The sequence below is a fragment of the Aeromicrobium sp. 10G20-16 genome (assembly GCF_055809665.1).
The window spans coordinates 216596-238125 of record NZ_CM147919.1 but is presented as its reverse complement, the minus strand read 5'-3'; the positions used below and the strand labels follow the sequence as shown (position 1 = coordinate 238125).

Genomic DNA, 21530 nt, shown 5'->3' with positions numbered 1-21530 from the left:
TCAGCTGGAGTAGGCGGAATTCTCGTGGACGTAGGCCTGGGTGAGGTCGTTGGTCCAGATGGTGCCCGACTGGTCGCCGGACTTGAGGTCGATCGTCACCGAGACGGCGCGGTCGGTCAGGTCGATGGAGTCGGGCGACTCCCCCGGCCCGCTGTTGCGGCAGACCCACACGCCGTTGAGGGCGACGTCGAGGTCGGCCGGGTCAAACGCGGCCGTGGTGGTGCCGACCGAGGCGAGGATGCGGCCCCAGTTGGGGTCCTTGCCGAAGATCGCGCACTTGAACAGGTTGCTGCGGGCCACGGAGCGACCCACCTCGAGCGCGTCGTCGACCGAGGCCGCGTTGACCGTCTTGATCGCGATCTCGTGGTCGGCACCCTCGGCATCGGCGAGCAGCTGCAGCGCGAGGTCACGGCAGACCTCGGTGACGGCGTCGGTGAAGACGTCGGCCTCGGGCGTGACGTCGGACGCGCCGCTGGCCATCAGCAGCACCGTGTCGTTGGTGCTCTGGCAGCCGTCGGAGTCGAGGCGGTCGAAGGTCGCAGCGGTGGCCGCACGCAGTGCCGCGTCCGCGGTGGCCGAGTCGACGTCGGCGTCGGTGGTAATGACGACCAGCATCGTGGCGAGCGCCGGGGCGAGCATCCCCGCACCCTTGGCCATGCCACCGACGGTCCAGCCCGCGTCGCTGCGAGCCACGGCCTCCTTGGAGACGCTGTCGGTCGTCATGATCGCGGTCGCCGCAGCGTGTCCGGCGTCGGCGCTGAGGGCGTCGATGGCCGATCCGACCCCTCCGAGCAGAGCATCACGGTCGTTGAGCAGGCCGATCAGTCCGGTCGAGCACACCTGCACGTCGATCGCTCCGACCTGGAGCTTCTCCGCGGCCAGCTCGGCGGTGCGGTGCGTGATCGCGAAGCCGTCGGCACCGGTGTAGCAGTTGGCGCCGCCGGAATTGATCACGACGGCCTTGGCGCTGCCGCCCTTGATCGCCTCCTCGCTCCACAGGACCGGGTTGGCCTTGCACCGGTTGCTGGTGAAGACCGCAGCGGCCGACTGGCGGGGACCGTCGTTCACGACCACGGCCACGTCCGGCGCTCCGGTGCTCTTGAGCCCAGCCGCCACTCCGGCAGCCCTGAATCCCTGCGCTGCGGTGACGCTCATGACGCGGCTCCCGTCGTGGGGGTGACCGGCGTGCGGTCGACCGGCCTGCGGTTTACCAGCAGGCCACGGAAAGTGCTTACGTCCTTGGGGAAATTTGCCCGGAGGAGTGACGAGATGCCAGGTGAAGTGTCGCCGATCGTGAGGTTTGCCGTGGCCTGCTGGTAAACCATCACTCCTCCGGGCAAACGTGTGAGCGTGCTCATGGGGCGACTCCCGTCGTGGGCAGGCCCGTGGTCTCGGGGAGACCGAGGGCCAGGTTCATGGACTGGATGGCGCCACCGGCGGTGCCCTTGACCAGGTTGTCGATGACGCTGGTGACGACGAGTCGACCGACCTTCTCGTCGATCGCGACCTGCAGCAGCGCCACGTTGGACCCGAGGGTCGACGCCGTGGACGGCCACTGCCCCTCGGGCAGCAGGTGGATGAACGGCTCGTCCCCGTACGCCTGTTCGTAGGTGTCGCGCACCTGCGCCAGCGTGGTTCCGGGCGTGATCCGGGCAGTGGACGTGGCCAGGATGCCGCGGGCCATCGGCACCAGCGTGGGCGTGAAGGAGATCGACACCTCGCCGGCGCCAGCCGCTCGCAGGTTCTGCGCGATCTCGGGGATGTGACGGTGGGTGCCGCCCACGGCGTACGGCACGGCAGCGCCGAGCCCCTCGGACGCCAGCAGGTGCGGCTTCGCGGCCTTGCCGGCACCGGAGTAGCCGTTGGCCAGCACCGCGACGAGGTCGGTGGGGTCCACCAGGCCGGCATGGATCGCCGGCTGCAGCCCGAGCGTCACGGCGGTGACGTTGCACCCCGGTACCGCGATGCGGTCGACGTCGGCGAGGAGGTCGCGCTGGCGGCCGTTCGGCGCCGACGTGACGAACAGCTCGGGCAGTCCGTACGTCCAGGTGCCGGCGTGCTCGCCCCCGTAGTACTCGGACCAGTCGTCGGCCGACTCGAGGCGGTGGTCGGCGCCGAGGTCGATGACCAACGAGCTGTCACCGAGCTCGGCCGCGACGGCACCGGAGTGCCCGTGCGGCAGTCCGAGGAACACGACGTCGTGCCCGCCGAGGGTGTCTGCGGTGGTCTCGAGCAGCACGCGATCGTGCAGCGCGGTCAGGTGCGGCTGGTGCGCCACCAGCGCGTCGCCCGCGCTCGAGGCAGCGGTCAGCGCCCCGATCTCGACGTTCGGGTGCTGCAGCAGCAGCCGCAGCACCTCGCCGCCGGCGTACCCGCTGGCACCTGCCACCGCCACCGAAAAGGTTGTGTCGGTCATCATCGTTCCCAGTCCTGACATGTTCAGTCGGTGCCGAACTCCATGGCCGCCGCGTCCAGCGCCTGCTCACCCAGACTCTCATCCCCGTCGCCCTCGACCGCGGGATTGGCCTCGATCCGCATGGCGCCGCCGGCGGGCAGATCGCCGAACAGGGTGCCGTTCTCGACCAGGATCTGGCCCTGGTCGAGCGGCTGCTCGGCGTACATCTCCAGCTTGGCCCGCGAGTCGGCGATGTCGAGGTTGCGCATGGTCAGCTGGCCGATGCGGTCGGCCGGGCCGAACACCGCGTTGTCGGTGCGCTCCATCGACAGCTTGTCGGGGTGGTACGAGAAGTTCTCGCCCTGGGTGTCGAGGATCGAGTAGTCCTCGCCGCGCCGCAGTCGCAGCGTGACGCTGCCGGTGACCAGGGATGAGATCCAGCGCTCGACCGACTCGCGCAGCATCATCGCCTGCGGATCCAGCCAGCGCCCCTCGTACATGAGGCGACCCAGGCGACGCCCGTGGGCGTGGAAGTTCGCGATGGTGTCCTCGTTGTGGATCGCGTTGACCAGCCGCTCGTACGCGACGTGCAGCAGCGCCATGGCCGGCGCCTCGTAGATGCCGCGGCTCTTGGCCTCGATGATGCGGTTCTCGATCTGGTCCGACATGCCGAGTCCGTGCCGGCCGCCGATGGTGTTGGCCTCGTGCACGAGCGCCACGGCGTCGCCGCCGAAGGTCTCGCCGTTGATCGCGACGGGACGCCCGGCCTCGAACGAGATCGTCACGTCCTCGGTGTCGATGTCGACGGCCGGGTCCCAGAACTTCACGCCCATGATCGGCTCGACGGTCTCGAGCGAGACGTCGAGGTGCTCCAGCGTCTTCGCCTCGTGCGTGGCGCCCCAGATGTTGGCGTCGGTCGAGTAGGCCTTCTCCTGACTGTCGCGGTACGGCAGGTTGCGCTCGGTGAGCCACTGGCTCATCTCCGTGCGCCCGCCCAGCTCGGCGACGAACTCCGCGTCCAGCCACGGCTTGTAGATCAACAGCTCGGGGTTGGCCAGCAGCCCGTAGCGGTAGAACCGCTCGATGTCGTTGCCCTTGAAGGTCGAACCGTCACCCCAGATGTTGACGTCGTCCTCGTGCATCGCGCGCACCAGCAGCGTGCCGGTGACGGCGCGGCCCAGCGGCGTGGTGTTGAAGTACGTGCGACCACCGGAGCGGATGTGGAAGGCGCCGCAGGCGAGCGCCGCGAGGCCCTCGTCGACCAGCGGCTTCTTGATGTCGATGGCACGCGCCAGCTCGGCGCCGTACTCCATGGCGCGTCCGGGCACGCCGGAGATGTCCGGCTCGTCGTACTGGCCGATGTCGGCGGTGTAGGTGCAGGGAACGGCGCCCTTGTCACGCATCCACGCCACGGCCACCGACGTGTCGAGACCTCCGGAGAAGGCGATGCCGACGCGCTGGCCGACGGGAAGACTGGTGAGAACCTTGGACATGTTCACATTCTTGCATACGGCTGCAAGAACTTGCAGACGGGGTCGGAGTCACGTCGATCTCGTCACCGCGGCACCGGGTGCCCCTAGGATCTGGCCATGCTCCGGATCGCGTTGCGCATCACCGCAGTGGTGATCACGGTCCTCCTGCTGTTCATCCCGGTCCTGGCCGGCCTGGTACCAGCTGGCGGATCCACCGGCCCGGACCCGGTGCGCATCTCGGACTACGACGCGACCTTCTCGGTCGGCGACGACGGCGCTGTGCAGGCCACCGAGCGCATCACGGCGGAGTTCCCGTACGGCCGGCACGGCATCTTCCGCTACTGGGACCTGCGGGATCCCTCGGACTCCCACGTGCGCCTGGTGCCCCAAGACATCTCGGTGACCCTCGACGGCCGTCCGGAACCGTTCGAGCTGCTGTGGCAGAACGGTCGCCGATTCCGCGTCGCCAAGGTGGGCGACGCCAATCGCTACGTGTCGGAGGGGTCGCACGTCTACACGATCTCGTACCGGATCGACGGTGCGCTCTCGCCCACCACGGCCGGCCAGGGGTCGTTCGCCTCGTCGAGCTGGACCGACGAGCAGCCTGCCCAGTCGGTCTTCTACTGGAACGTGGTCGCACCGGGCTGGGGCATGACGATGGACCGGTCCCGGGTCACCGTCGAGCTGCCGACGGAGTCGGGCAAGGTGCAGTGCACCACCGGATTCGGCACAGCCGTCTCCCCCAGCGGCGCATGCTCGATCGACGGTGGAGGAAGCCGTGCCGTCACGGTCGAGACCGGAGCGCTCGCCGCCCGGACTCCCGTCACGGTGCGCATCGGACTGCCGATCACGACGCCGGGCCGCCAGACGGTGCCTTGGTCGATCGAATTCGATCGAGCCTTCGGCCGCAGCGTCCCTGCGTTCTGGGTCGTCATGGTGCTGACGCTGGCCGCCGGTGCGGTCGGCCACGTCCTGGAGCGTCGTTCGCGCGAGGAAGAACCCGGATTCGGGGTCGCCTACGAGCCTCCGCCGGGGATGGGGCCGGTGCAGACCTCCTACGTGATGAACGAGCGCACCCCGAAGCGGTCGCTCGTCGCGACCCTGCTGTACCAGGCCGAGCAGGGACTGACGACGTTGACCCAGGGCGACAAGGGTCGGTGGACCGTCACCGGCGCTGCAGACGCCGCGGCGTGGCAGGCCACCGACGACGTCACCCGCTACGTCGGCGAGCGACTCGGCGTCACCCACGTGGGCGGAACGTTCATCGCGCAGAAGAACGCCGTGAAGGCCGGCGAGATCCTGCAGTCGACCCAGTCCGGCATCGGCTCGGCCACCCGCACATGGGCCAAGGGCATCCAGGCCGAGCAGTCGGCCCCCACCGAGTGGATCGGCACGGCCCTGGTCGGACTGGCGATCGTGGTCTCCGCCCTCGTCGCGATCTTCGCTCCGGTGGGGATGTACATGCTCCCGTTCGCCGCCTTCGTGGTCGGCGGGATCGGGCTGTTCCTGCCCGGCGTGGGCCGGCGTCGCACCCCCCTCGGCCGCGAGCTCTGGTCGCACGCCGGCGGGTTCCGTCGCCTGCTCTCGACCGACTCGGCGCAGGACCGCTTCGACTTCAGCGGTCGCACCGACCTGTACACCGCGTTCATCCCGTACGCCGTCGCGTTCGACTGTGCCGACCGCTGGGCGCACAAGTACGAGATGACCACCGGATCCCCGGCGCCTCTTCCGGTCTGGTACTCCGGCGGCACCGCCTCGAACGAGGGCTTCAGCCTGTTCGGCGGCGGCGACGCGTTCTCCAGCTTCGAGTCCTCGCTGTCCTCGTCGATCAGCGCCTACGCCGCCACCCAGACGTCGTCGTCCGGTGGGGGCGGCGGTGGTGGCGGTGGCGGAGGTGGCGGCGGAGGCGGAGGCGGCGGTTCCTGGTGACCGACAGCGCACACATCAATCCCCCACAGAAGAGAGACATCGCATGATCTGGATCATCCTGCTGGTCGTCGTGGCCCTCGTGCTGTTCGGCGTCTACGGCTTCAACCTGCTGCGCAAGGCCGACATCAAGGCCCAGGAGGCGCTCGGCGGCATCGACGTGCAGCTGACGCGCCGCGCCGACCTGATCCCCAATCTCGTCACCACCGTGCAGGGGTACGCCTCGCACGAGAAGGGCGTGTTCGAGGAGGTCACCAACGCGCGCGCCGGGGTCGCGGCTGCCGCGAAGGACGGCACCGTCGAGGAGAAGGCAGCCGCCAACGCCCGGCTCGACCAGGCCATCGTCAACGTCCTCGCCGTGGCCGAGGCGTACCCCGACCTCAAGGCGTCGGCGAACTTCCAGTCGCTGCAGACCGAGCTGTCCGAGACCGAGAACAAGATCTCGTTCGCCCGCCAGTACTACAACGACGCCGTCGCCACGCTCAACACCCTCGTGAAGACCATCCCCTGGATGTTCTTCTCCGGAGTGGCAGGCGTCAGCCCGCGCGAGTTCTACGACGCCCCCGACGGCCAGGCCGCTCCCCCCACCGTCTCCTTCGGCTAGGTTCTCGCTGAGCCCTCGATCAGGTGCGGAGGGTGGCGCCGAGGGTTGCTGCGGCGTCGACGGCTGCCGTGCGGGCCGCCGTGATGTCCTCGTCGGTCAGGGTGCGGTCCGCTGCGCGGAGGCGCAGGGCGAAGGCCAGCGACCGATGTCCGTCGGGCACCTGGTCACCGGTGTAGACGTCGAACAGTCGCACCGACTCGATCAACGCGTGAGCGCCACGCAGGGTGGCGGCCACGGTCTCGGCGGGCACGTCGTCGGCGACGACCAGCGCGAGATCCTCCTTGGCCACGGGGTAGGCCGAGAAGTCGGGCCGAGGGCCCAGCGCGGGCGCCGCGGCGATGAGGGCATCGAGGTCGAGCTCAGCCGCGGCGACCACGCCGGCCAGACCGTGATCTCGCACGACGCGCGGGTGCAGCTCGCCGACGTGTCCGATCGTCTCCTCGCCCACGAGGATCTCGGCGCACCGGCCCGGGTGCCACGGAGCGTGGGTGGCCTGGCGCACGGCCACCTCGACGTGGAGGGTCTCGGCGACCTGACGCACGATCGCGACGGCGTCGGCCCAGGAGGCTCGACGACCGGCCGTTCCCCATCCAGCGCGCTCCCGCTCGCCGTCGAGCAGGAACGCGACGTGCTGCGGCTGCTCGGGCAGCGCCTCGGCGAAGGCCGCGACCTCGCTGGGGCTGGGCCGGTCGTCGACCGGGTAGATCGGCGCTCGCGCACCGTCGGCCCGAGGACGGAACACCCGCCCGATCTCGACGATCTGCACGTCGGCGTGACCGCGACCCACGTTGAGCGCGAGCGCCTTCAGCAGGCCGGGCAGCAAGGTGGTGGTCATGCCGGGTTCCTCGGCCGACAGCGGATTCTCCAGCAGCACCTGACGACGACGTGCGTCGTCGGCGGGCAGGCCGAGTCGGTCCAGGGCCGCAGGGCCGGTGAAGGGGAACGTCTTGACCTCCACGAGCCCCGCACCGGCCAGCACCATGCCGACGCGACGGCGCAGCACCTGCGCCTGGGTCAGCCCGCGTCCCGCGGGGGCCGCGGGGAGGATGGACGGCACCTGGTCGTAGCCGACGACGCGCAGGACCTCTTCGACGACGTCGTAGGGGGCCGACAGGTCCGGGCGCCACGGCGGCGGCACCACGGTCAGCGTGACCTCCGACCCGCTCCCGACGAGGTCGACCTCGCACCCGTTGGCCCGCAACGCCTCGACACACGTGGCCGCGTCGATCGCGACCCCGGTGATGCGAGCGGGCAGGTCGGCCGGCAGCGTGATCTGCGGCATCGTCGGCGACTGACCGACCACGGTCATGCCGGGTGACAGTGTTCCGCCGCCGAGCTCGACCAGCAGCTCGCCGACCCTGGTGGCCGCGCGCTGCTGCAGCGTGACGTCGATTCCGCGTTCGTTGCGCTTGGACGCCTCCGAGCTGAGCTTGTGTCGGCGGGCCGTGCGGAACACCGTGGGCGCATCGAAGCAGGCGCACTCGATGACGATGTCGGTGGTGTGCTCGTCGATCTCCACGTGGGCGGCACCCATGACTCCGGCGAGACCGATGGGACCGGCGTCGTCGGCGATCAGGAGGTCAGCCGGATCCAGGGCGCGCTCGACGTCGTCGAGGGTGGTGAGCTTCTCCCCCACCGTCGGTCGACGCACCACGATGTCGCCGGTGAGCTTGGCGCGGTCGTAGGCGTGGTTGGGCTGTCCGAGCTCGAGCATCACGTAGTTGCTGATGTCGACGGCCAGCGAGATGGAGCGCATGCCCGCCGCGGTCAGCCGATCGACCATCCAGGCCGGGCTGGGTCTGGTGGGATCGACACCGGTGACCTCGCGGGTCACGAACACCGCGCAGGCGTCCGTGGCGTCGACACGGACCGGGTAGGCCTCGCCGTCGGTCGTGACGTCGACGTCGGCCGGGTCGTGGAAGGCGACGCCGAACGCGATGGCCGCGTCACGAGCGATGCCACGCATCGACAAGGCGTAGGCACGGTCAGGGTTCACCTCGAGGTCGAGCACGACCTCGTCGAGGCCGAGCAGACCGATCGCGTCGTCCCCCGGCTGCGCCGAGCCGGGCTCCAGCACGATGATGCCGTCCGCGCCGGACCCGGGCACCATGTGCGGAGCGTCGGCGGTCTTCCCGATCTCGGCCAGCGAGCAGATCATGCCGTCGGACACGTGCCCGTAGGTCTTGCGCGCCCCGATCTCGAACCCGAGTGCAGGCAGCGTCGTGCCGGGCAACGACACGACCACGAGGTCACCCTCGTCGAAGTTGTGCGCGCCGCAGATGATGCCGCGCGACGGCACGTCCTCGCCGGGAGCGTCGGGCGTGCTCGGGTCGTTGTGCTCGCCGACGTCGACGCGGCACCAGTTGATCGTCTTGCCGTTCTTCTGCGGCTCCTTGACCAGCGCCAACACCTTGCCCACGACGAGCGGGCCGGTGATGCCGGACGACACGATCTCCTCGAGCTTGAGGTCGAACGCGGTCAGGCGCTCGGCGAGGTCCTCCGGTGTCAGGTCGGCCGGCAGGTCGACGTAGTCGCGCAGCCAGCCGACGGGGGCCCTCACAGTCCGACTCCGAACGGCTCGGTGAAGCGGATGTCGCCGTCGAACAGGTCGCGCAGGTCGGCGATGTCGTAACGACCGGTGATGGTGCGATCCAGCCCGATGCCGAAGGCGAAGCCGGAGTACCTCTCCGGATCGACGCCGCAGGCGATCAGCACGCGCGGATTGACCACGCCGCAGCCGCCCCACTCGACCCAACCCTCGCCGCGGCACGTGCGGCAGGCCGCGACCTCGCCGGGCTCGCCCTTGCAGACGTAGCAGAGCAGGTCCATCTCGGCGCTCGGCTCGGTGAAGGGGAAGTACGAAGGCCGAAAGCGCGTGACCATGTCCGGGCCGTAGATGGCCTGGGCGAAGTGGTCGAGGGTGCCCTTGAGGTGGGCCATCGACAGTCCTTCGTCGATGGCGAGGCCCTCGACCTGGTGGAACACCGGCGAGTGGGTGGCATCGAGCTCGTCGGTGCGGAACACCCGGCCGGGACAGATCACGTAGATGGGCGGCTCACGGTCGAGCATCGTGCGCGCCTGCACCGGCGACGTGTGGGTGCGAAGGACCATCCCCGCGTCCTCGGGGCTCACCCAGAAGGTGTCCTGCATGGTGCGCGCGGGGTGGTCGGGCCCGAGGTTCAGTGCGTCGAAGTTGAGCCACTCGGCCTCGACCTCGGGGCCCTCGGCGACCTCCCAGCCCATCGCCACGAAGATGTCGGCCACGTGCTCCTGGATGGTGGTCAGCGGGTGCCGGGAACCGACGGGCTCGACGTCCCACGGCAGGGTCATGTCGACCCGTTCGTCGACGAGCGCGCGCTCCTCGTCGGCGGCCTCGAGCTCGGCCGTGCGCGCTGCCAGCGCCTGCGCGACCGCCCCGCGCGCCTGGCCGATCAGCCGACCGGCGTCCTTGCGGTCCTCGACCGGCAGCGACCCGATCGCGCGATTGGCCAGTGCCAGTGGCGAGCGGTCGCCGGCGTGGTCGAGCCGCGCCTGCTTGAGGTCGGCCGACGTGGTCGCCGCCGCGAAGGCCGCCAACGCCTCGTCCCGCAAGCGGTCGATCTCGTCTGCATGGGGGGTCGCGGGCGCGGACATGCTGGCCTTTCGGGACGGTGGCGGGTGCCGAGCGAGTGTATCGACGGCGGTCAGTCGGTGAGGGCGTCGGGCTCGTTGATGGGGAACCACACCCGGATGTTGGCACCGCCGCCCTCGGAGTCCTGGATGTCGATGGCTCCCCCGTGCTCCTCGACGATGCCGCGGACGATGTACATGCCGAGGCCGCTGCCCTGTCCCGGACCCGCTCGCCAGAACCTGCTGAACACGCGCTGGCGCGCCTCCGGCGGAATGCCGGGCCCGCGGTCATGGATCTGCAGCGAGACCCCGCCCTGCAAGTCGGGGTGCACCGTGTTCTGCACGAGCACGCGCTTGAGGCCGTGGCCGTGCCGCATGGCGTTCTCTACCAGGTTGGTCACCACCTGGATGATCCGATCGCTGTCGCCCCAGATCACCTCGAGCTCGGGATCGATGTCGGCCACGAACGGTGTGCCCGACCCCGCGGAGACGTTGGTGAGCACCCGCGTGACCAGCTCACCGAGTCGCACCGGTCCGCGTCGCAGGGTGAGACGGCCCGCGTCGATGCGGGCGGCGTCGAGCAGCTCGGTGATCAGCCGGGTGAGCCGGTCGGCGTCGGAGTCGACCGTCTCCAGCATCAACCGGCGCTGCTCCTCGCTGAACTTGTCCCACTTGCTGAGCAGCGTCGAGGTGAAGCCCTTGATGCCGGTCAGGGGCGAACGCAGCTCATGAGCCGCGGTGGCGACGAGGTCGGAGCGTTCGCGGTCGCGCTGGTTGCGGATGCGGGCGTTGCGGATGTTGACCACCACCCGCACCACCGGGCCGTGGGGCTCGTCACGCACCAGCGAAGCCGTGATGAGGTACTCGCTGCCGCGCGGCGACCACCAGGCTGACTCCGACAGCCGCTTGCGCAGCGCGAACCCGTCGTAGGGCTGCACGCAGTCGTACCAGGACTTGCCGTTGAGGTCGTCGAAGGGAACCGCCTCGGACAGGTGCATCCCGATCATCTCGTCGCCCGTGGCGTGCGCCATCACCTTCACGCGGTCGTTCACGTACTCGACCATCCCGTCAGGACCGGCGATGATGACGCCGTCCGGGTGGTCGTCGAGGTCCATGATCGATCAATCTAGCGCGGGATGCTGGGCCCGGGCACTGGCGTACAGGCACACGGCAGCGGCCGTCGCGAGGTTCAGGCTCTCGGCCCGACCGTAGATCGGCACGCTCACCACGTGATCGGCCATGGCACTGACGTGCGCCGGCAGCCCCCACGCCTCGTTGCCCATCAGCCACGCGGTCGGCACGGTGAGGTCGAGGGTGTCGTCGTAGAGCCCGACCGTGGCGGAGCCGTCGGCGCCCAGCACCTGGAGGCCGTCCGAGCGGAGCCGGTCGATGACCTCGGCGATGTCGCGGTGCGTGACGACCGGGAGGTGGAACAGGCTGCCGGCGGTGGACCTGACCGCCTTGGGGTTGAGCGGGTCGACGCTGTCGCCGGTCAGGATCACGGCATCGGCGCCAGCGGCGTCGGCACACCGGATCACCGCTCCGGCGTTGCCCGGATCGCGCACGTCGGCACACACCACGACGAACCTCGCGGAGACCGGCAGCGCGTCGAGGGTCGTCACCACGCTGCGGCACCGCGCCACGACTCCCTGGGGATGCACGGCATCGGCGATCTCGGCGACGACGTCGTCGGCGACCTCCGTCCACCGATCGGCGGCCGCGTCCACCAGGTCGCCATGGCGTGCCGTCGCGTCAGCGGACGCGAACACCTCCAGGACGACGCCCGACACCGCCAAGGCCTCGCGCACGGCCTGCGGTCCCTCGGCGAGGAACTCCCCGGTCTCGGCCCGGAACGCACGAGTGGCGAGCCGCCGCGCGTGCCTCACACGTCCGGATCGGACGGTGAGGGCAGCGGGCGAGCTCGCCACGGGTGTGGGGCGTTCCGCGGTCAGGCGGAGGCCGCGGGGGCGTTGACGTCGGCCGGCAGAGCAGCCTTGGCCGTGGCGACCAGCGCGGAGAATGCTGCGGGCTCGTGCACCGCGAGGTCGGCGAGGACCTTGCGATCGACCTCGACGCCGGCCAGGCGAAGACCCTGGATGAAGCGGTTGTAGGTCATGCCCTCGAGGCGGACCGCAGCGTTGATGCGCTGGATCCACAGACGACGGAAGTCGCCCTTCTTGGCCTTGCGGTCACGGTAGTTGTAGACCAGCGAGTGGGTGACCTGCTCCTTGGCCTTGCGGTACAGGCGCGAACGCTGCCCGCGGTACCCGGAAGCGCGCTCGAGTGTCTCGCGGCGCTTCTTCTGGGCGTTGACTGAACGCTTGACGCGTGCCATGTCGGTACTCCTTCAGACGGTGGGTCAGGCGGGGCTAGAGGCCCAGCATCTTCTTGACGCGGGCGGTGTCGGACTTGGCCACGTCAACCGTGCCCTCGAGACGACGCTTGCGGGTCGACGTCTTGTACTCCGCGAGGTGGCGACGGTTGGCCTGCTCACGACGCAGCTTGCCGCTGCCGGTGCGCTTGACTCGCTTCTTCATCCCCGAGTGGGGCTTGAACTTGGGCATCTATGCCTCCATGTCCGGGTCGAGGTTCTCTGAACGACGACGGGGCTTCTTGGGTGTTGCGGTCTTCTGGTGGGCTTCGCGGTGCGCCTTGTCGGCTGCCTCGTCGGCTTCCTTCTCGGCCTCGCGCTCTGCGGTGGACTTGACCTTCTCGGCCTTCACCTCGGCCTGCGCCTCGGACTTCTTCTTGTGCGGTCCGAGCACCATCGTCATGTTGCGACCGTCCTGGCGGGCATTGGACTCGATGAATCCGAGATCCTCCACGTCGCCGGCCAGACGCTGCAGCAACCGGTACCCGAGCTCGGGACGGTGCTGCTCGCGACCACGGAACATGATCGTGATCTTGACCTTGTCGCCACCCTTGAGGAACCGAACGACGTGACCCTTCTTGGTGTCGTAGTCGTGCTGGTCGATCTTGGGGCGGAGCTTCATTTCCTTGATGATGGTGTTCGTCTGGTTACGCCGTGACTCACGAGCCTTCTGCGCCGTCTCGTACTTGAACTTGCCGTAGTCCATGAGGCGGCAGACGGGCGGACGAGCAGTGGGCGCCACCTCGACGAGATCGAGATCGGCTTCCGCCGCCAGTCGCAGGGCATCCTCGATGCGGACGATGCCCACCTGTTCACCGCCAGGACCAACGAGACGTACTTCGGGAACGCGGATTCGGTCGTTGACGCGCAGCTCTGTGGTGATGGATCCTCCTGGGGTTCGTGGGTGGAGGTCTTGGCCGGCACCGATGTGCATGGCGGCAAAGAAAAATGGCCTCCGTCGAAACGGAGGCCACGATTCCACGGCGTTCGGAGCGTGTCCGTCGACCGATCACCGTCCGATAGGTCGGCGAACCGACGCCGTCGAGCGGCAAGGACCCCACGGTTTCTCAACCATGCAGGTGGGAGGTGGCCTCCACTTCAGGGTCAAGACTACCAGTCCGCGGCCTCGCAGACGAAATCGCGCCACATCTGTCACACGCACGAAACGTCGGCGATGCGATCTGGCAAACTTCCGCGCCCACACTGGACCCATGATGTGGCGCGTGCGCACGACCTTGGCGGACCGGCCGGGCATTCTGGCCGAGGTCGCGGCCGCCTGCGGCCGGCACGGCGTCAACATCGTCTCGATGCAGGTCTTCGTGACCAGCCCCCAGGTGATCGACGAGTTCGTCGTCCAGGCTCCCGAAGGCACCACCGACGTCGAGGTCGCCGACCTGTTCACCGAGGCGGGGGGCGACGACGTGTCGGTCACGCGGGTCGAGCACGACGCCGCCGCGGACGCGACCACTCGCTACCTGGCGGGCGTGCACCAGGTGATCGAGGACGGCCGCGACGTCGAGGACGTGCTCAAGGAGCTGCTCGCCGTCGCGCCGCCGGACGTCGCGGACTACGCCGGCCACGACGTCCTGGACCTGACGCGGCGCAACGGCACCGTGCTGCGGATCAGTCGGGCCGTGCCGTTCACGCCGGTGGAACGGGCACGTGCCCAGGCACTGTTGTCCCTGGTCGGCGACGCGGGCGCCGACGTACCGCTGATCGCACCCTCCACCCACCAGCCCCTGCCGCTGGTGCGTACCGCCTCGCTGTCCGACATCGACGCCGTGTCGGCCCTGCACGAGCGCTGCAGCATCGAGACGCTGTACCACCGCTACCAGGTGCCGCTGAAGCTGCCGATGACCACGCGGATGGTCCGGCGGCTGATCAGTCCCGAGAACGGTCTCGCCCTCGTCGTGCAGGTCGGACTCGACATCGTCGGGCACGGCGTGCTGCAGCAGGTGGACTCGGTCTGGACGTTCCAGCTGCTGATCGAGGACGCCTGGCAGGGCCACGGCCTCGGCTCGTTGCTGGTCAAGCAGTCGGCCGGCCGGGCCAAGTCGTTGGGCGCCGAGCGGCTGACCTTCGTGACCGCCGGATCCAACGACCAGCTGCTGCGCGCGGTCGGCAACGCCGGGTTCGTGGCCCGGGTCGAGCGTCACGACGGCAACGTGCACATCACCGTGCCACTGTCAGCCGTGCGTGCGATCGCCGTCTGAGCTGCTCACGCCGGGTGCAGCTCGACCACGGTGAACGCGGGGCTGCCGAGATCCAGCAGGATCGCGCTGGCACCTTCGTCGAGGGCTGCGCGGGCCGCGCCGGACCCGAGCACGGGCACGGGGCGCGCCGTGGGGTCCCACGCAGCCATGGTGGCCGTGCTGCTGAAGGCCAGCAGCGCGGTGCGACCGTCGGCTCCCGTCATCAGCACCGCTGCCATGTCGGCGTTCTTGTCACCGCCGGATGGTGTGCTCTCGCCCAGGATCGGCACGATCGGCACGAACACCCGCACGTCGGGCAGCACCTCGAAGACGGCCGCGTCGTCACCGAGCGCCTCGGCCAGACGCGGGTCGACCGTGCCGTCGTCGCCCGGGAACTGCGGCTCGGCCAGGGTGCGGTCGTGGCTCATCGGGCACCGATGGTCATCGGGCCTCGTCGAGTCGCCGGCGCAGGTCGTCCAGCGCCGCGCGCGCCCGCGGTCCGTCGGTGCCCTGGATGGCAAAGAGCATGACGCGGTCGTCGTCGGTGGTCACCAGCGTGGGCCACGGCTCGCCGTCGTTCATCGCGAAGCCCTTGACGTCGGCCCACGCGACGCTGTGGGTGCGGTACCCGTTGCGGACCCGCACCCCGTGCTCGTCGACGGCAACGGTGCTGCGGCCGACGCCATGCAGCAGCGCCAGGGCGGCCACCAGGATCAGGACGAGGGTGATCAGCTCGGCGACGGTGAAGGTGATCTCGCGCGGCAGCGCCACGCCGATGGCGACCGTGAGCACGACGAGGATCACCGCGACGCCGTAGGCCACGTAGCGAGCGCCACCGGGGCGCCAGAGGTGTGCGGACATCGTCAGGACCTGCCCGTCAGATCCGGCACGCGAGGATGTCGGTGACCAGGATGCCGCGGGCGCCGAGGCCGTACAGGCCGTCCATGATCTTCTGGGCGGAGTCGCGCGGCACCATCGACCGCACCGCGACCCAGCCGTCGCGATGCAGCGGCGAGACGGTGGGCGACTCGATGCCGGGCGTCAGCTCGATGGCCTGCTCGACGGCGTCCTCACGGATGTCGTAGTCCATCATCACGTAGGTGCGCGCCACGATGACGCTGTCCAGGCGCCGCTTGAACACGTCGAAACCGGCCGGCAGCGCCGAGTCCTTCCGCGTGATGAGGACCGCCTCGGACGACAGCAACGGGTCGCCGAAGACCTCGAGGTCGGCCTGACGCAGCGTGCTGCCGGTCTCGACCACGTCGGCGATGGCGTCGGCCACGCCGAGCCGCACCGATGACTCGACCGCTCCGTCGAGCCGCACGACGTCGGCCTCGATGCCGCGCTCGGCCAGGAAGGCGCGCACGATGCCGGGGTAGGACGTGGCGATACGGCGACCGGCGAGGTCGGCGACCTGCGTCATCGAGCCCGTGGGCGCCGCGAACCGGAACGTCGACGCGCCGAATCCCAGCGCGATGTTCTCGGCGGCGTGCGCCCCGGAGTCCAGCAGCAGGTCACGGCCGGTGACGCCGACGTCGAGCGTGCCCTCGCCGACGTAGATCGCGATGTCACGAGGACGCAGGTAGAAGAACTCGACCTCGTTGTCGGGGTCGAGGGTGACCAGGTCCTTGGGGTTGCGGCGCTGCCGGTAGCCGGCCTCGCTGAGCATGAGAGCGGCGGCGTCGGCGAGCGCGCCCTTGTTCGGAACGGCGATCTTCAACATGGTGGGTCCTCGTGGATCTGTGGCTGGCGAGTCTGTGTGACGAGATCGGGGCACGAGTCGGCGGGTGCTGGGCGCATGGGGCGTTCAGGCAGCAGCCGACTCGTCACAGATGGGCGTAGACGTCGTCCAGGGAGATTCCGGCCGCGATCATCATGACCTGCGCGTGGTACAGCAGCTGGCTGAGCTCTTCGGCGGTGCGCTCGGGGCCCTCGTGCTCGGCGGCCATCCACGACTCGGCGGCCTCCTCGACCAGCTTCTTGCCGATGGCGTGCACACCGGCGTTCGAGCTCGGCGACGGTGCGCGAGCCCTCGGGGCGGCTGCTCGCCTTCTCGGCGAGCTCCGCGAACAGGTCGTCGAAGGTCTTCATCGTGCCGCAGTCTATCGGCGGCCCCCGGACTGTGCGGCCGCGGTGGCCCGCGGGACACCGTGAGCCTGACGTTTGGACCAGACACGCCAGCGTGTCGAGGTCAGAACGTCAGGCTCAGCGCGAACTCGAGGCCAGCAGGGACCAGGTGGCTAGGGCGGCTTCGACGGCTTCGCGGCCCTTGTCCTCGCGAGAGCCCGGCAGACCGGCCCGGTCGAGCGCCTGCTCGTCGGTGTCGCAGGTGAGCAGGCCGAATCCGACCGGGACACCGGTGTCGAGCGCGACCCGGGTCAGGCCGTCGGTGGCCGCGGCCGACACGTACTCGAAGTGCGGCGTCCCCCCGCGGATGATGACGCCGAGCGCGATGACGGCGTCGGCTCCGCCACGGGCCGCCGCCTGGCACAGGATCGGCAGCTCGAACGAGCCCGGCGCACGCACCAGCTCGGCGTCGGTGACGCCTGCGTCGGCCAGCGCCGCCTGCGCACCGGCGATCAGGCCGTCCATCACCTCGGTGTGCCACGACGACGCGACGATGACGACGGTCGCTCCGCTGGCGTCCACGTGCAGGTCGGGTGCTCCGGCGCCGCTCATGCGGGATCTCCTTCGGATGCGGGGTGTGACAGGTCGAGCCCGGGCAGGTCGTGACCCATGCGCTCGGCCTTGGTCTGCAGGTAGCGCAGGCTGTCGGGGTTGGGCTCGATCAGCAGCGGCAGACGCTCACTCACCTTGACGCCATAGGCCTCCAGCGCGGTGGTCTTGTCCGGGTTGTTGGTGAGCAGGCGCACGGACGTGATGCCGAGGGCACGCAGGATCTGCGCGCCGGCGGCGTAGTCACGCTCGTCCTCGCCGAAGCCGAAGCTCGAGGTTGGCATCGACGGTGTCGGTGCCGGAGTCCTGCAGCGCGTAGGCCTGCAGCTTGTGCAGCAGCCCGATGCCACGGCCCTCGTGACCGCGGAGGTAGACCACCACACCCGACCCGTGCTGGGTGATCTCGGTCATCGACAGCTCGAGCTGCGGTCCGCAGTCGCACCGGCGCGATCCGAACACGTCACCGGTCAGGCACTCGGAGTGGATGCGGGTCAGCACGTCCTCGGTGCCCCCGTCCGCTCCGATGCCGTCGCCGTACACGAGCGCGATGTGCTCCGCACCGTCGATGCGGTCGCGGAAGCCGTGCGCCGTGAACTCGCCGAACTCCGTGGGCAGTCGGGTGGTGGCGAGCAGCTCGGTCTGCGACTCGTGGAGGCGCAGGTAGATCTGCAGGTCCTCGATCGAGACCAGCGACAGACCGTGCTCGTCGCAGAACTCGCGCAGCGCAGGAGCGCGCATCAGGGTGCCGTCGTCGTGCAGGACCTCGCCGATCACGCCGGCCGGCGTCAGTCCGGCCAGACGGGTGAAGTCGACGGCCGCCTCGGTGTGGCCGGCACGCTCCAGCACTCCCCCGGGCTTCGCGCGCAGCGGGATGATGTGGCCCGGCTGGTTCAGCTCGAACGGCTCGGTGGCCGAGTCGGCCAGCACCCGGCAGGTCTTGGCGCGGTCGGAGGCCGAGATGCCGGTGGTGATGCCGTCACGGGCGTCGATCGAGACCGTGTACGCGGTGCGCATCATCTCGCGGTTGTGCGGTGTCATCAGCGGGATCGCGAGCCGATCGAGGATCTCGCCCGTGGTCGGCGCGCACACCAGCCCGCTGGAGTACCGCACCAGGAACGCCATCAGCGCAGGCGTGGCCTTGCTCGCGGCGAAGATGATGTCGCCCTCGTTCTCGCGGCCCTCGTCGTCGACGACCACGATCGCCTTGCCGTCTCTGATGTCGGCGATGGCCTGCTCGATGCTGTCGAGGCGAACGCCTGCGTGGGTCGGCTCGTGGTCACTCATGGGTGTCTCCTTGGCGGGCGATGAGGCGCTCGAGATGCTTGGCGAGGATGTCGACCTCGAGGTTGACCCGGTCTCCCGGGGCGAGAGCGCCCAGCGTGGTGTCGGCGAGGGTGGTGGGGATCAGGGACACCGAGAACCACGACGGGCTCTCGGTGGTGCGGTCGTGGATCTCGACGACGGTCAGCGACGTTCCGTCGACGGTGATGGAGCCCTTGGCGGCCAGGTACCGGGCCAGGTCGTCGGGCAGCTCGAAGCGCAGGACGGTCCAGTGCTCGCTGGGCGCGATGTCGATGAGCCGGCCGGTGCCGTCGACGTGTCCCTGCACGATGTGGCCGCCGAGGCGCTGGCCGACCGCCATGGCGCGCTCCAGGTTGACCTCGTCGCCGACCGACAGGTCGCCGAGTGACGTCTTGTCGAGCGACTCGGCCATCACGTCGGCACTGAACGCGTCGTCGCCCTGCGCCATCACGGTCAGGCAGCAGCCGTTGACCGCGATCGAGGAGCCGTGCTCGGCGTCAGAGGTGACGACGGGGCCGCGGATCGTGAGCCGCACAGCATCGCCGAGCGGCTCGATCGCCGTCACGACTCCCTTCTCCTCGACCAGTCCGGTGAACATCAGGCGGAATCCTCTCGTGTGGCCGCAACCGGAGCCGGCGCGCCGATGATGCGGATGTCAGGGCCGACGAAGGTCAGCTCGGTGATGTCGATGTCGCGGCGGTCCGCCAGGGTGGTGGCCGCACCCGCGAGGGCTGGCCGGCCGGCGCCGAGCATCGTCGGTGCGAGGTAGCCGATGACCCGGTCGATCAGACCGGCGTCCCAGAAGGCTCCGGCCAGACGGGGCCCTCCCTCCAGCCACACGTGCCGGATCTCTCGCTCGGCGAGCTCGGCGAGAACGGCTGCCGGATCGTGGGACGGGATGACGACCGACGGCGCGTCACCGTCGAGCACGCGCGAGGCGGTCGGGATCGGTGAGTCCCCGACCACGACGCGCAGGGGCTGCTCGTCGGGCGGGTACGGCTGATCCTGGTCGTCGCGGACGGTGAGGCGGGGGTCGTCGGCGAGCACGGTGCCCGTGCCGACCACGATCGCGTCGGTGCTCGCGCGGAGCCGGTGCACGTCACGCCGCGCCTCGACCCCGGTGATCCACTGGCTCGTGCCGTCGGGTGCGGCGCTGAGGCCGTCGAGGGTGGCGGCGTACTTCCACGTGACGAAGGGGCGGCCATGGATCATCGCGAACATCCACGCGGCGTTGAGCCCCGCGGTCTCGTCGATCAGCACGCCGGACTCGACGGAGACTCCTGCGGCCGCCAGCGTCGCCCCTCCCCCGGACGCCACCGGATTCGGGTCGCTCTGGGAGAACACCACCCGGGCAACACCTGCGTCGATCAGCGCGCGCGAGCACGGGCCGGTGCGGCCTGTGTGGTCGCACGGCTCGAGGGTGACGACGGCGGTGGCACCCCTGGCACCGGCGCCTGCCTGGCGCAGGGCGACGATCTCGGCGTGGGGGCCACGGCGCACGGTCGCCCCGCGGGCGATCTCACGACCGTCGGGTGCCAGCAGCACGCAGCCGACCGTGGGATTCGGCAGGGCGTTGCCCTGGGCGCGGGCGGCATCGAGGGCACGGCGCATCGCGTCGATCTCGATGTCGCTGGCCATCTGTCCTCCCGGTGTCGCGGCACGCGCGACCCGGGGACAGGTGACACGTCCACCGCGTCACCTGCGTGCGCCTCTCATCCGGACTTTCACCGTCGGCGCCGGAATTCCACCGGCTCAACCGGGCCTCACCGAAGTGGGACCGCGGGTCGCGGACTGTCACCGCCGGTTCGGAATTGCACCGACCCCGGAGCACGCGAGCACTAGCTCGTATACCCCGAGTGTACCCGCGTCACACGGCGCGGGTGGTGTGACCTTCGGCAAGTTCGCGCAGGGTGGCGATCATCGCGTCGGGATCGTCCGCGCCGAAGACCGCGGAGCCGGCCACGAAGACGTCGGCCCCGGCGGCAGCGCAGCGTTCGATGGTGTCGGCGGACACGCCGCCGTCGACCTGCAGCCAGATGTCACCGCCGTGGCGGTCGATCAGGCGGCGCGCGCGCTCGATCTTGGGCAGACAGATGTCGAGGAACTTCTGACCGCCGAACCCGGGCTCGACCGTCATGATCAGCACCATGTCGAGCTCGGGCAGCAGGTCCTCGTAGGGCTCGATGGGCGTGGCCGGCTTGAGCGCCATGGACGCGCGGGCGCCCTGGGCGCGGATCTCGCGGGCCAGTCGGACCGGTGCGGCGGCCGCCTCGACGTGGAACGTGATGCTGCCGGCGCCGGCCTCGACGAACGCAGGCGCCCAGCGGTCGGGGTCCTCGATCATCAGGTGCGCGTCGATCGGCTGCTTCGCCAGCCTGGACAGCGCCTCGATCACGGGTGCGCCGAGAGTGAGGTTGGGGACGAAGTGGTTGTCCATGACGTCCATGTGCAACCAGTCGGCACTCGCGATGCGGGCCGCCTCGGCCTCGAGGTTCGCGAAGTCCGACGACAACATGCTCGGCGAGATCTGGATGCCCACGCGACGATCGTAGTGCTATCGCTTCGGATCACCCGGGCAGACTCAGGCGCCGGCGCACTTCGTTCGCCGCCGCTTCCGCGTCCTGACTCCGCAGCCCGTCGAAGGTGCCGGCATCGAAGGCCTCGACCTCGCCCCGGACCCAGCCGAGGACCTGGGTGAGGGCCACGTGATCTCCCGCCACCCGCCAACCCTGCAGATGATCAGCCACATCCTCGTGGTCAGGCACGCGACACCACCCGGCGCCATCGGCCCCATCGGTGAACACCAACCATGTCGGCTCCCACGTCGCTGCGTCGTCATCGCCGTTGCCGTCGCCGGAGCAGGGGCAGAACCACACCGCGTGGCCCGCAACGAGACCGAGAACCGGCGGAGGCCATGCGGTTTCGGACGCCACCGAGGACAGCTCACGCTCGACCTCAGCGACCAGCGGGTGCCACGTGTACC

General features: G+C 69.8%; 23 protein-coding genes, 1 pseudogene and 1 riboswitch. Of the genes and pseudogenes, 3 read left to right on the top strand and 21 right to left on the bottom strand.

Annotated features, from left to right (window positions below; all coding sequences use genetic code 11):
- From argJ to argG, 3 genes are all read right to left on the bottom strand, one after another.
- Positions 1–1155 (bottom strand): bifunctional glutamate N-acetyltransferase/amino-acid acetyltransferase ArgJ, encoded by a 1155-nt coding sequence (gene argJ / locus AC0L5F_RS01115; RefSeq protein WP_473314763.1) that lies wholly within the window; start codon positions 1153–1155, stop codon positions 1–3.
- A 199-nt stretch (positions 1156–1354) separates the two neighbouring features.
- On the bottom strand, positions 1355–2419 hold the full coding sequence (gene argC, locus AC0L5F_RS01110) for an N-acetyl-gamma-glutamyl-phosphate reductase (RefSeq protein WP_473314762.1): 1065 nt from the start codon (positions 2417–2419) through the stop codon (positions 1355–1357).
- Positions 2420–2439: 20 nt separating this feature from the next.
- On the bottom strand, positions 2440–3888 hold the full coding sequence (argG, locus tag AC0L5F_RS01105; RefSeq protein ID WP_473314761.1) for an argininosuccinate synthase: 1449 nt from the start codon (positions 3886–3888) through the stop codon (positions 2440–2442).
- A gap of 96 nt (positions 3889–3984) precedes the next feature.
- Here argG and AC0L5F_RS01100 point away from each other — a divergent pair, with 96 nt between their 5' ends.
- Together AC0L5F_RS01100 and AC0L5F_RS01095 are read left to right on the top strand one after the other, a co-directional pair.
- A complete protein-coding gene (locus AC0L5F_RS01100) occupies positions 3985–5796 on the top strand; it encodes a DUF2207 domain-containing protein (protein WP_473314760.1) in 1812 nt (603 codons plus the stop codon).
- A 43-nt stretch (positions 5797–5839) separates the two neighbouring features.
- Entirely contained in the window at positions 5840–6397 is a 558-nt protein-coding gene (locus AC0L5F_RS01095; RefSeq protein ID WP_473314759.1) for a LemA family protein, read from the top strand.
- 19 nt (positions 6398–6416) lie between these two features.
- On the opposite strand, the gene pheT is transcribed toward AC0L5F_RS01095, so the two are convergent.
- The 7 genes from pheT to infC all read right to left on the bottom strand — a co-directional run bounded on the left by pheT (position 6417) and on the right by infC (position 13311).
- On the bottom strand, positions 6417–8957 hold the full coding sequence (gene pheT, locus AC0L5F_RS01090; protein ID WP_473314758.1) for a phenylalanine--tRNA ligase subunit beta: 2541 nt from the start codon (positions 8955–8957) through the stop codon (positions 6417–6419).
- A complete protein-coding gene (locus tag AC0L5F_RS01085) occupies positions 8954–10030 on the bottom strand; it encodes a phenylalanine--tRNA ligase subunit alpha (RefSeq protein WP_473314757.1) in 1077 nt (358 codons plus the stop codon). Before AC0L5F_RS01085 ends, pheT begins: the two co-directional genes overlap by 4 nt.
- Before the next feature lie 50 nt (positions 10031–10080).
- Positions 10081–11121 (bottom strand): sensor histidine kinase, encoded by a 1041-nt coding sequence (locus AC0L5F_RS01080; RefSeq protein ID WP_473314756.1) that lies wholly within the window; start codon positions 11119–11121, stop codon positions 10081–10083.
- Positions 11122–11127: 6 nt separating this feature from the next.
- Complete coding sequence (locus AC0L5F_RS01075) at positions 11128–11892, bottom strand: TrmH family RNA methyltransferase (protein ID WP_473314755.1); 765 nt, start codon at positions 11890–11892, stop codon at positions 11128–11130.
- Positions 11893–11954: 62 nt separating this feature from the next.
- Entirely contained in the window at positions 11955–12341 is a 387-nt protein-coding gene (gene rplT, locus AC0L5F_RS01070) for a 50S ribosomal protein L20 (RefSeq protein ID WP_473314754.1), read from the bottom strand.
- 34 nt (positions 12342–12375) lie between these two features.
- Positions 12376–12570: a 50S ribosomal protein L35 gene (rpmI, locus tag AC0L5F_RS01065; RefSeq protein WP_473314753.1), complete on the bottom strand. Its 195-nt coding sequence runs from the start codon at positions 12568–12570 to the stop codon at positions 12376–12378.
- Positions 12571–13311, bottom strand: coding sequence for a translation initiation factor IF-3 (infC, locus tag AC0L5F_RS01060; RefSeq protein WP_473314752.1), 741 nt, complete (start codon positions 13309–13311; stop codon positions 12571–12573).
- 277 nt (positions 13312–13588) lie between these two features.
- Between infC and AC0L5F_RS01055 the strand changes: the two genes are divergently transcribed.
- Entirely contained in the window at positions 13589–14590 is a 1002-nt protein-coding gene (locus tag AC0L5F_RS01055) for a GNAT family N-acetyltransferase (RefSeq protein ID WP_473314751.1), read from the top strand.
- A gap of 5 nt (positions 14591–14595) precedes the next feature.
- Here AC0L5F_RS01055 and AC0L5F_RS01050 read toward each other — a convergent pair whose 3' ends face one another.
- From AC0L5F_RS01050 to AC0L5F_RS01000, 11 genes and pseudogenes are all read right to left on the bottom strand, one after another.
- A complete protein-coding gene (locus AC0L5F_RS01050) occupies positions 14596–14997 on the bottom strand; it encodes an SseB family protein (protein WP_473314750.1) in 402 nt (133 codons plus the stop codon).
- A gap of 13 nt (positions 14998–15010) precedes the next feature.
- A complete protein-coding gene (locus tag AC0L5F_RS01045; protein ID WP_473314749.1) occupies positions 15011–15430 on the bottom strand; it encodes a PH domain-containing protein in 420 nt (139 codons plus the stop codon).
- Between the two features lie 16 nt (positions 15431–15446).
- Positions 15447–16292: an ATP phosphoribosyltransferase gene (hisG, locus tag AC0L5F_RS01040; RefSeq protein WP_473314748.1), complete on the bottom strand. Its 846-nt coding sequence runs from the start codon at positions 16290–16292 to the stop codon at positions 15447–15449.
- Between the two features lie 103 nt (positions 16293–16395).
- Positions 16396–16660, bottom strand: a pseudogene (locus tag AC0L5F_RS01035) (phosphoribosyl-ATP diphosphatase).
- A 114-nt stretch (positions 16661–16774) separates the two neighbouring features.
- Positions 16775–17248 (bottom strand): 6,7-dimethyl-8-ribityllumazine synthase, encoded by a 474-nt coding sequence (ribH, locus tag AC0L5F_RS01030; RefSeq protein ID WP_473314747.1) that lies wholly within the window; start codon positions 17246–17248, stop codon positions 16775–16777.
- Positions 17245–17529 (bottom strand): GTP cyclohydrolase II, encoded by a 285-nt coding sequence (locus AC0L5F_RS01025; RefSeq protein ID WP_473314746.1) that lies wholly within the window; start codon positions 17527–17529, stop codon positions 17245–17247. The genes ribH and AC0L5F_RS01025 overlap by 4 nt, the downstream gene beginning before the upstream one ends.
- A complete protein-coding gene (ribB, locus tag AC0L5F_RS01020) occupies positions 17489–18529 on the bottom strand; it encodes a 3,4-dihydroxy-2-butanone-4-phosphate synthase (protein WP_473314745.1) in 1041 nt (346 codons plus the stop codon). The genes AC0L5F_RS01025 and ribB overlap by 41 nt, the downstream gene beginning before the upstream one ends.
- A complete protein-coding gene (locus AC0L5F_RS01015) occupies positions 18522–19145 on the bottom strand; it encodes a riboflavin synthase (RefSeq protein ID WP_473314744.1) in 624 nt (207 codons plus the stop codon). Before AC0L5F_RS01015 ends, ribB begins: the two co-directional genes overlap by 8 nt.
- Entirely contained in the window at positions 19145–20185 is a 1041-nt protein-coding gene (gene ribD / locus AC0L5F_RS01010) for a bifunctional diaminohydroxyphosphoribosylaminopyrimidine deaminase/5-amino-6-(5-phosphoribosylamino)uracil reductase RibD (protein WP_473314742.1), read from the bottom strand. The genes AC0L5F_RS01015 and ribD overlap by 1 nt, the downstream gene beginning before the upstream one ends.
- A 62-nt stretch (positions 20186–20247) precedes the next feature.
- A riboswitch (FMN riboswitch) is annotated at positions 20248–20381 on the bottom strand.
- A 33-nt stretch (positions 20382–20414) separates the two neighbouring features.
- Positions 20415–21086: a ribulose-phosphate 3-epimerase gene (gene rpe / locus AC0L5F_RS01005; protein WP_473314741.1), complete on the bottom strand. Its 672-nt coding sequence runs from the start codon at positions 21084–21086 to the stop codon at positions 20415–20417.
- Between the two features lie 28 nt (positions 21087–21114).
- Positions 21115–21480, bottom strand: a complete 366-nt coding sequence (locus AC0L5F_RS01000) for a hypothetical protein (RefSeq protein WP_473314740.1) — start codon at positions 21478–21480, stop codon at positions 21115–21117.
- Between the last annotated feature and the right edge of the window lie 50 nt (positions 21481–21530).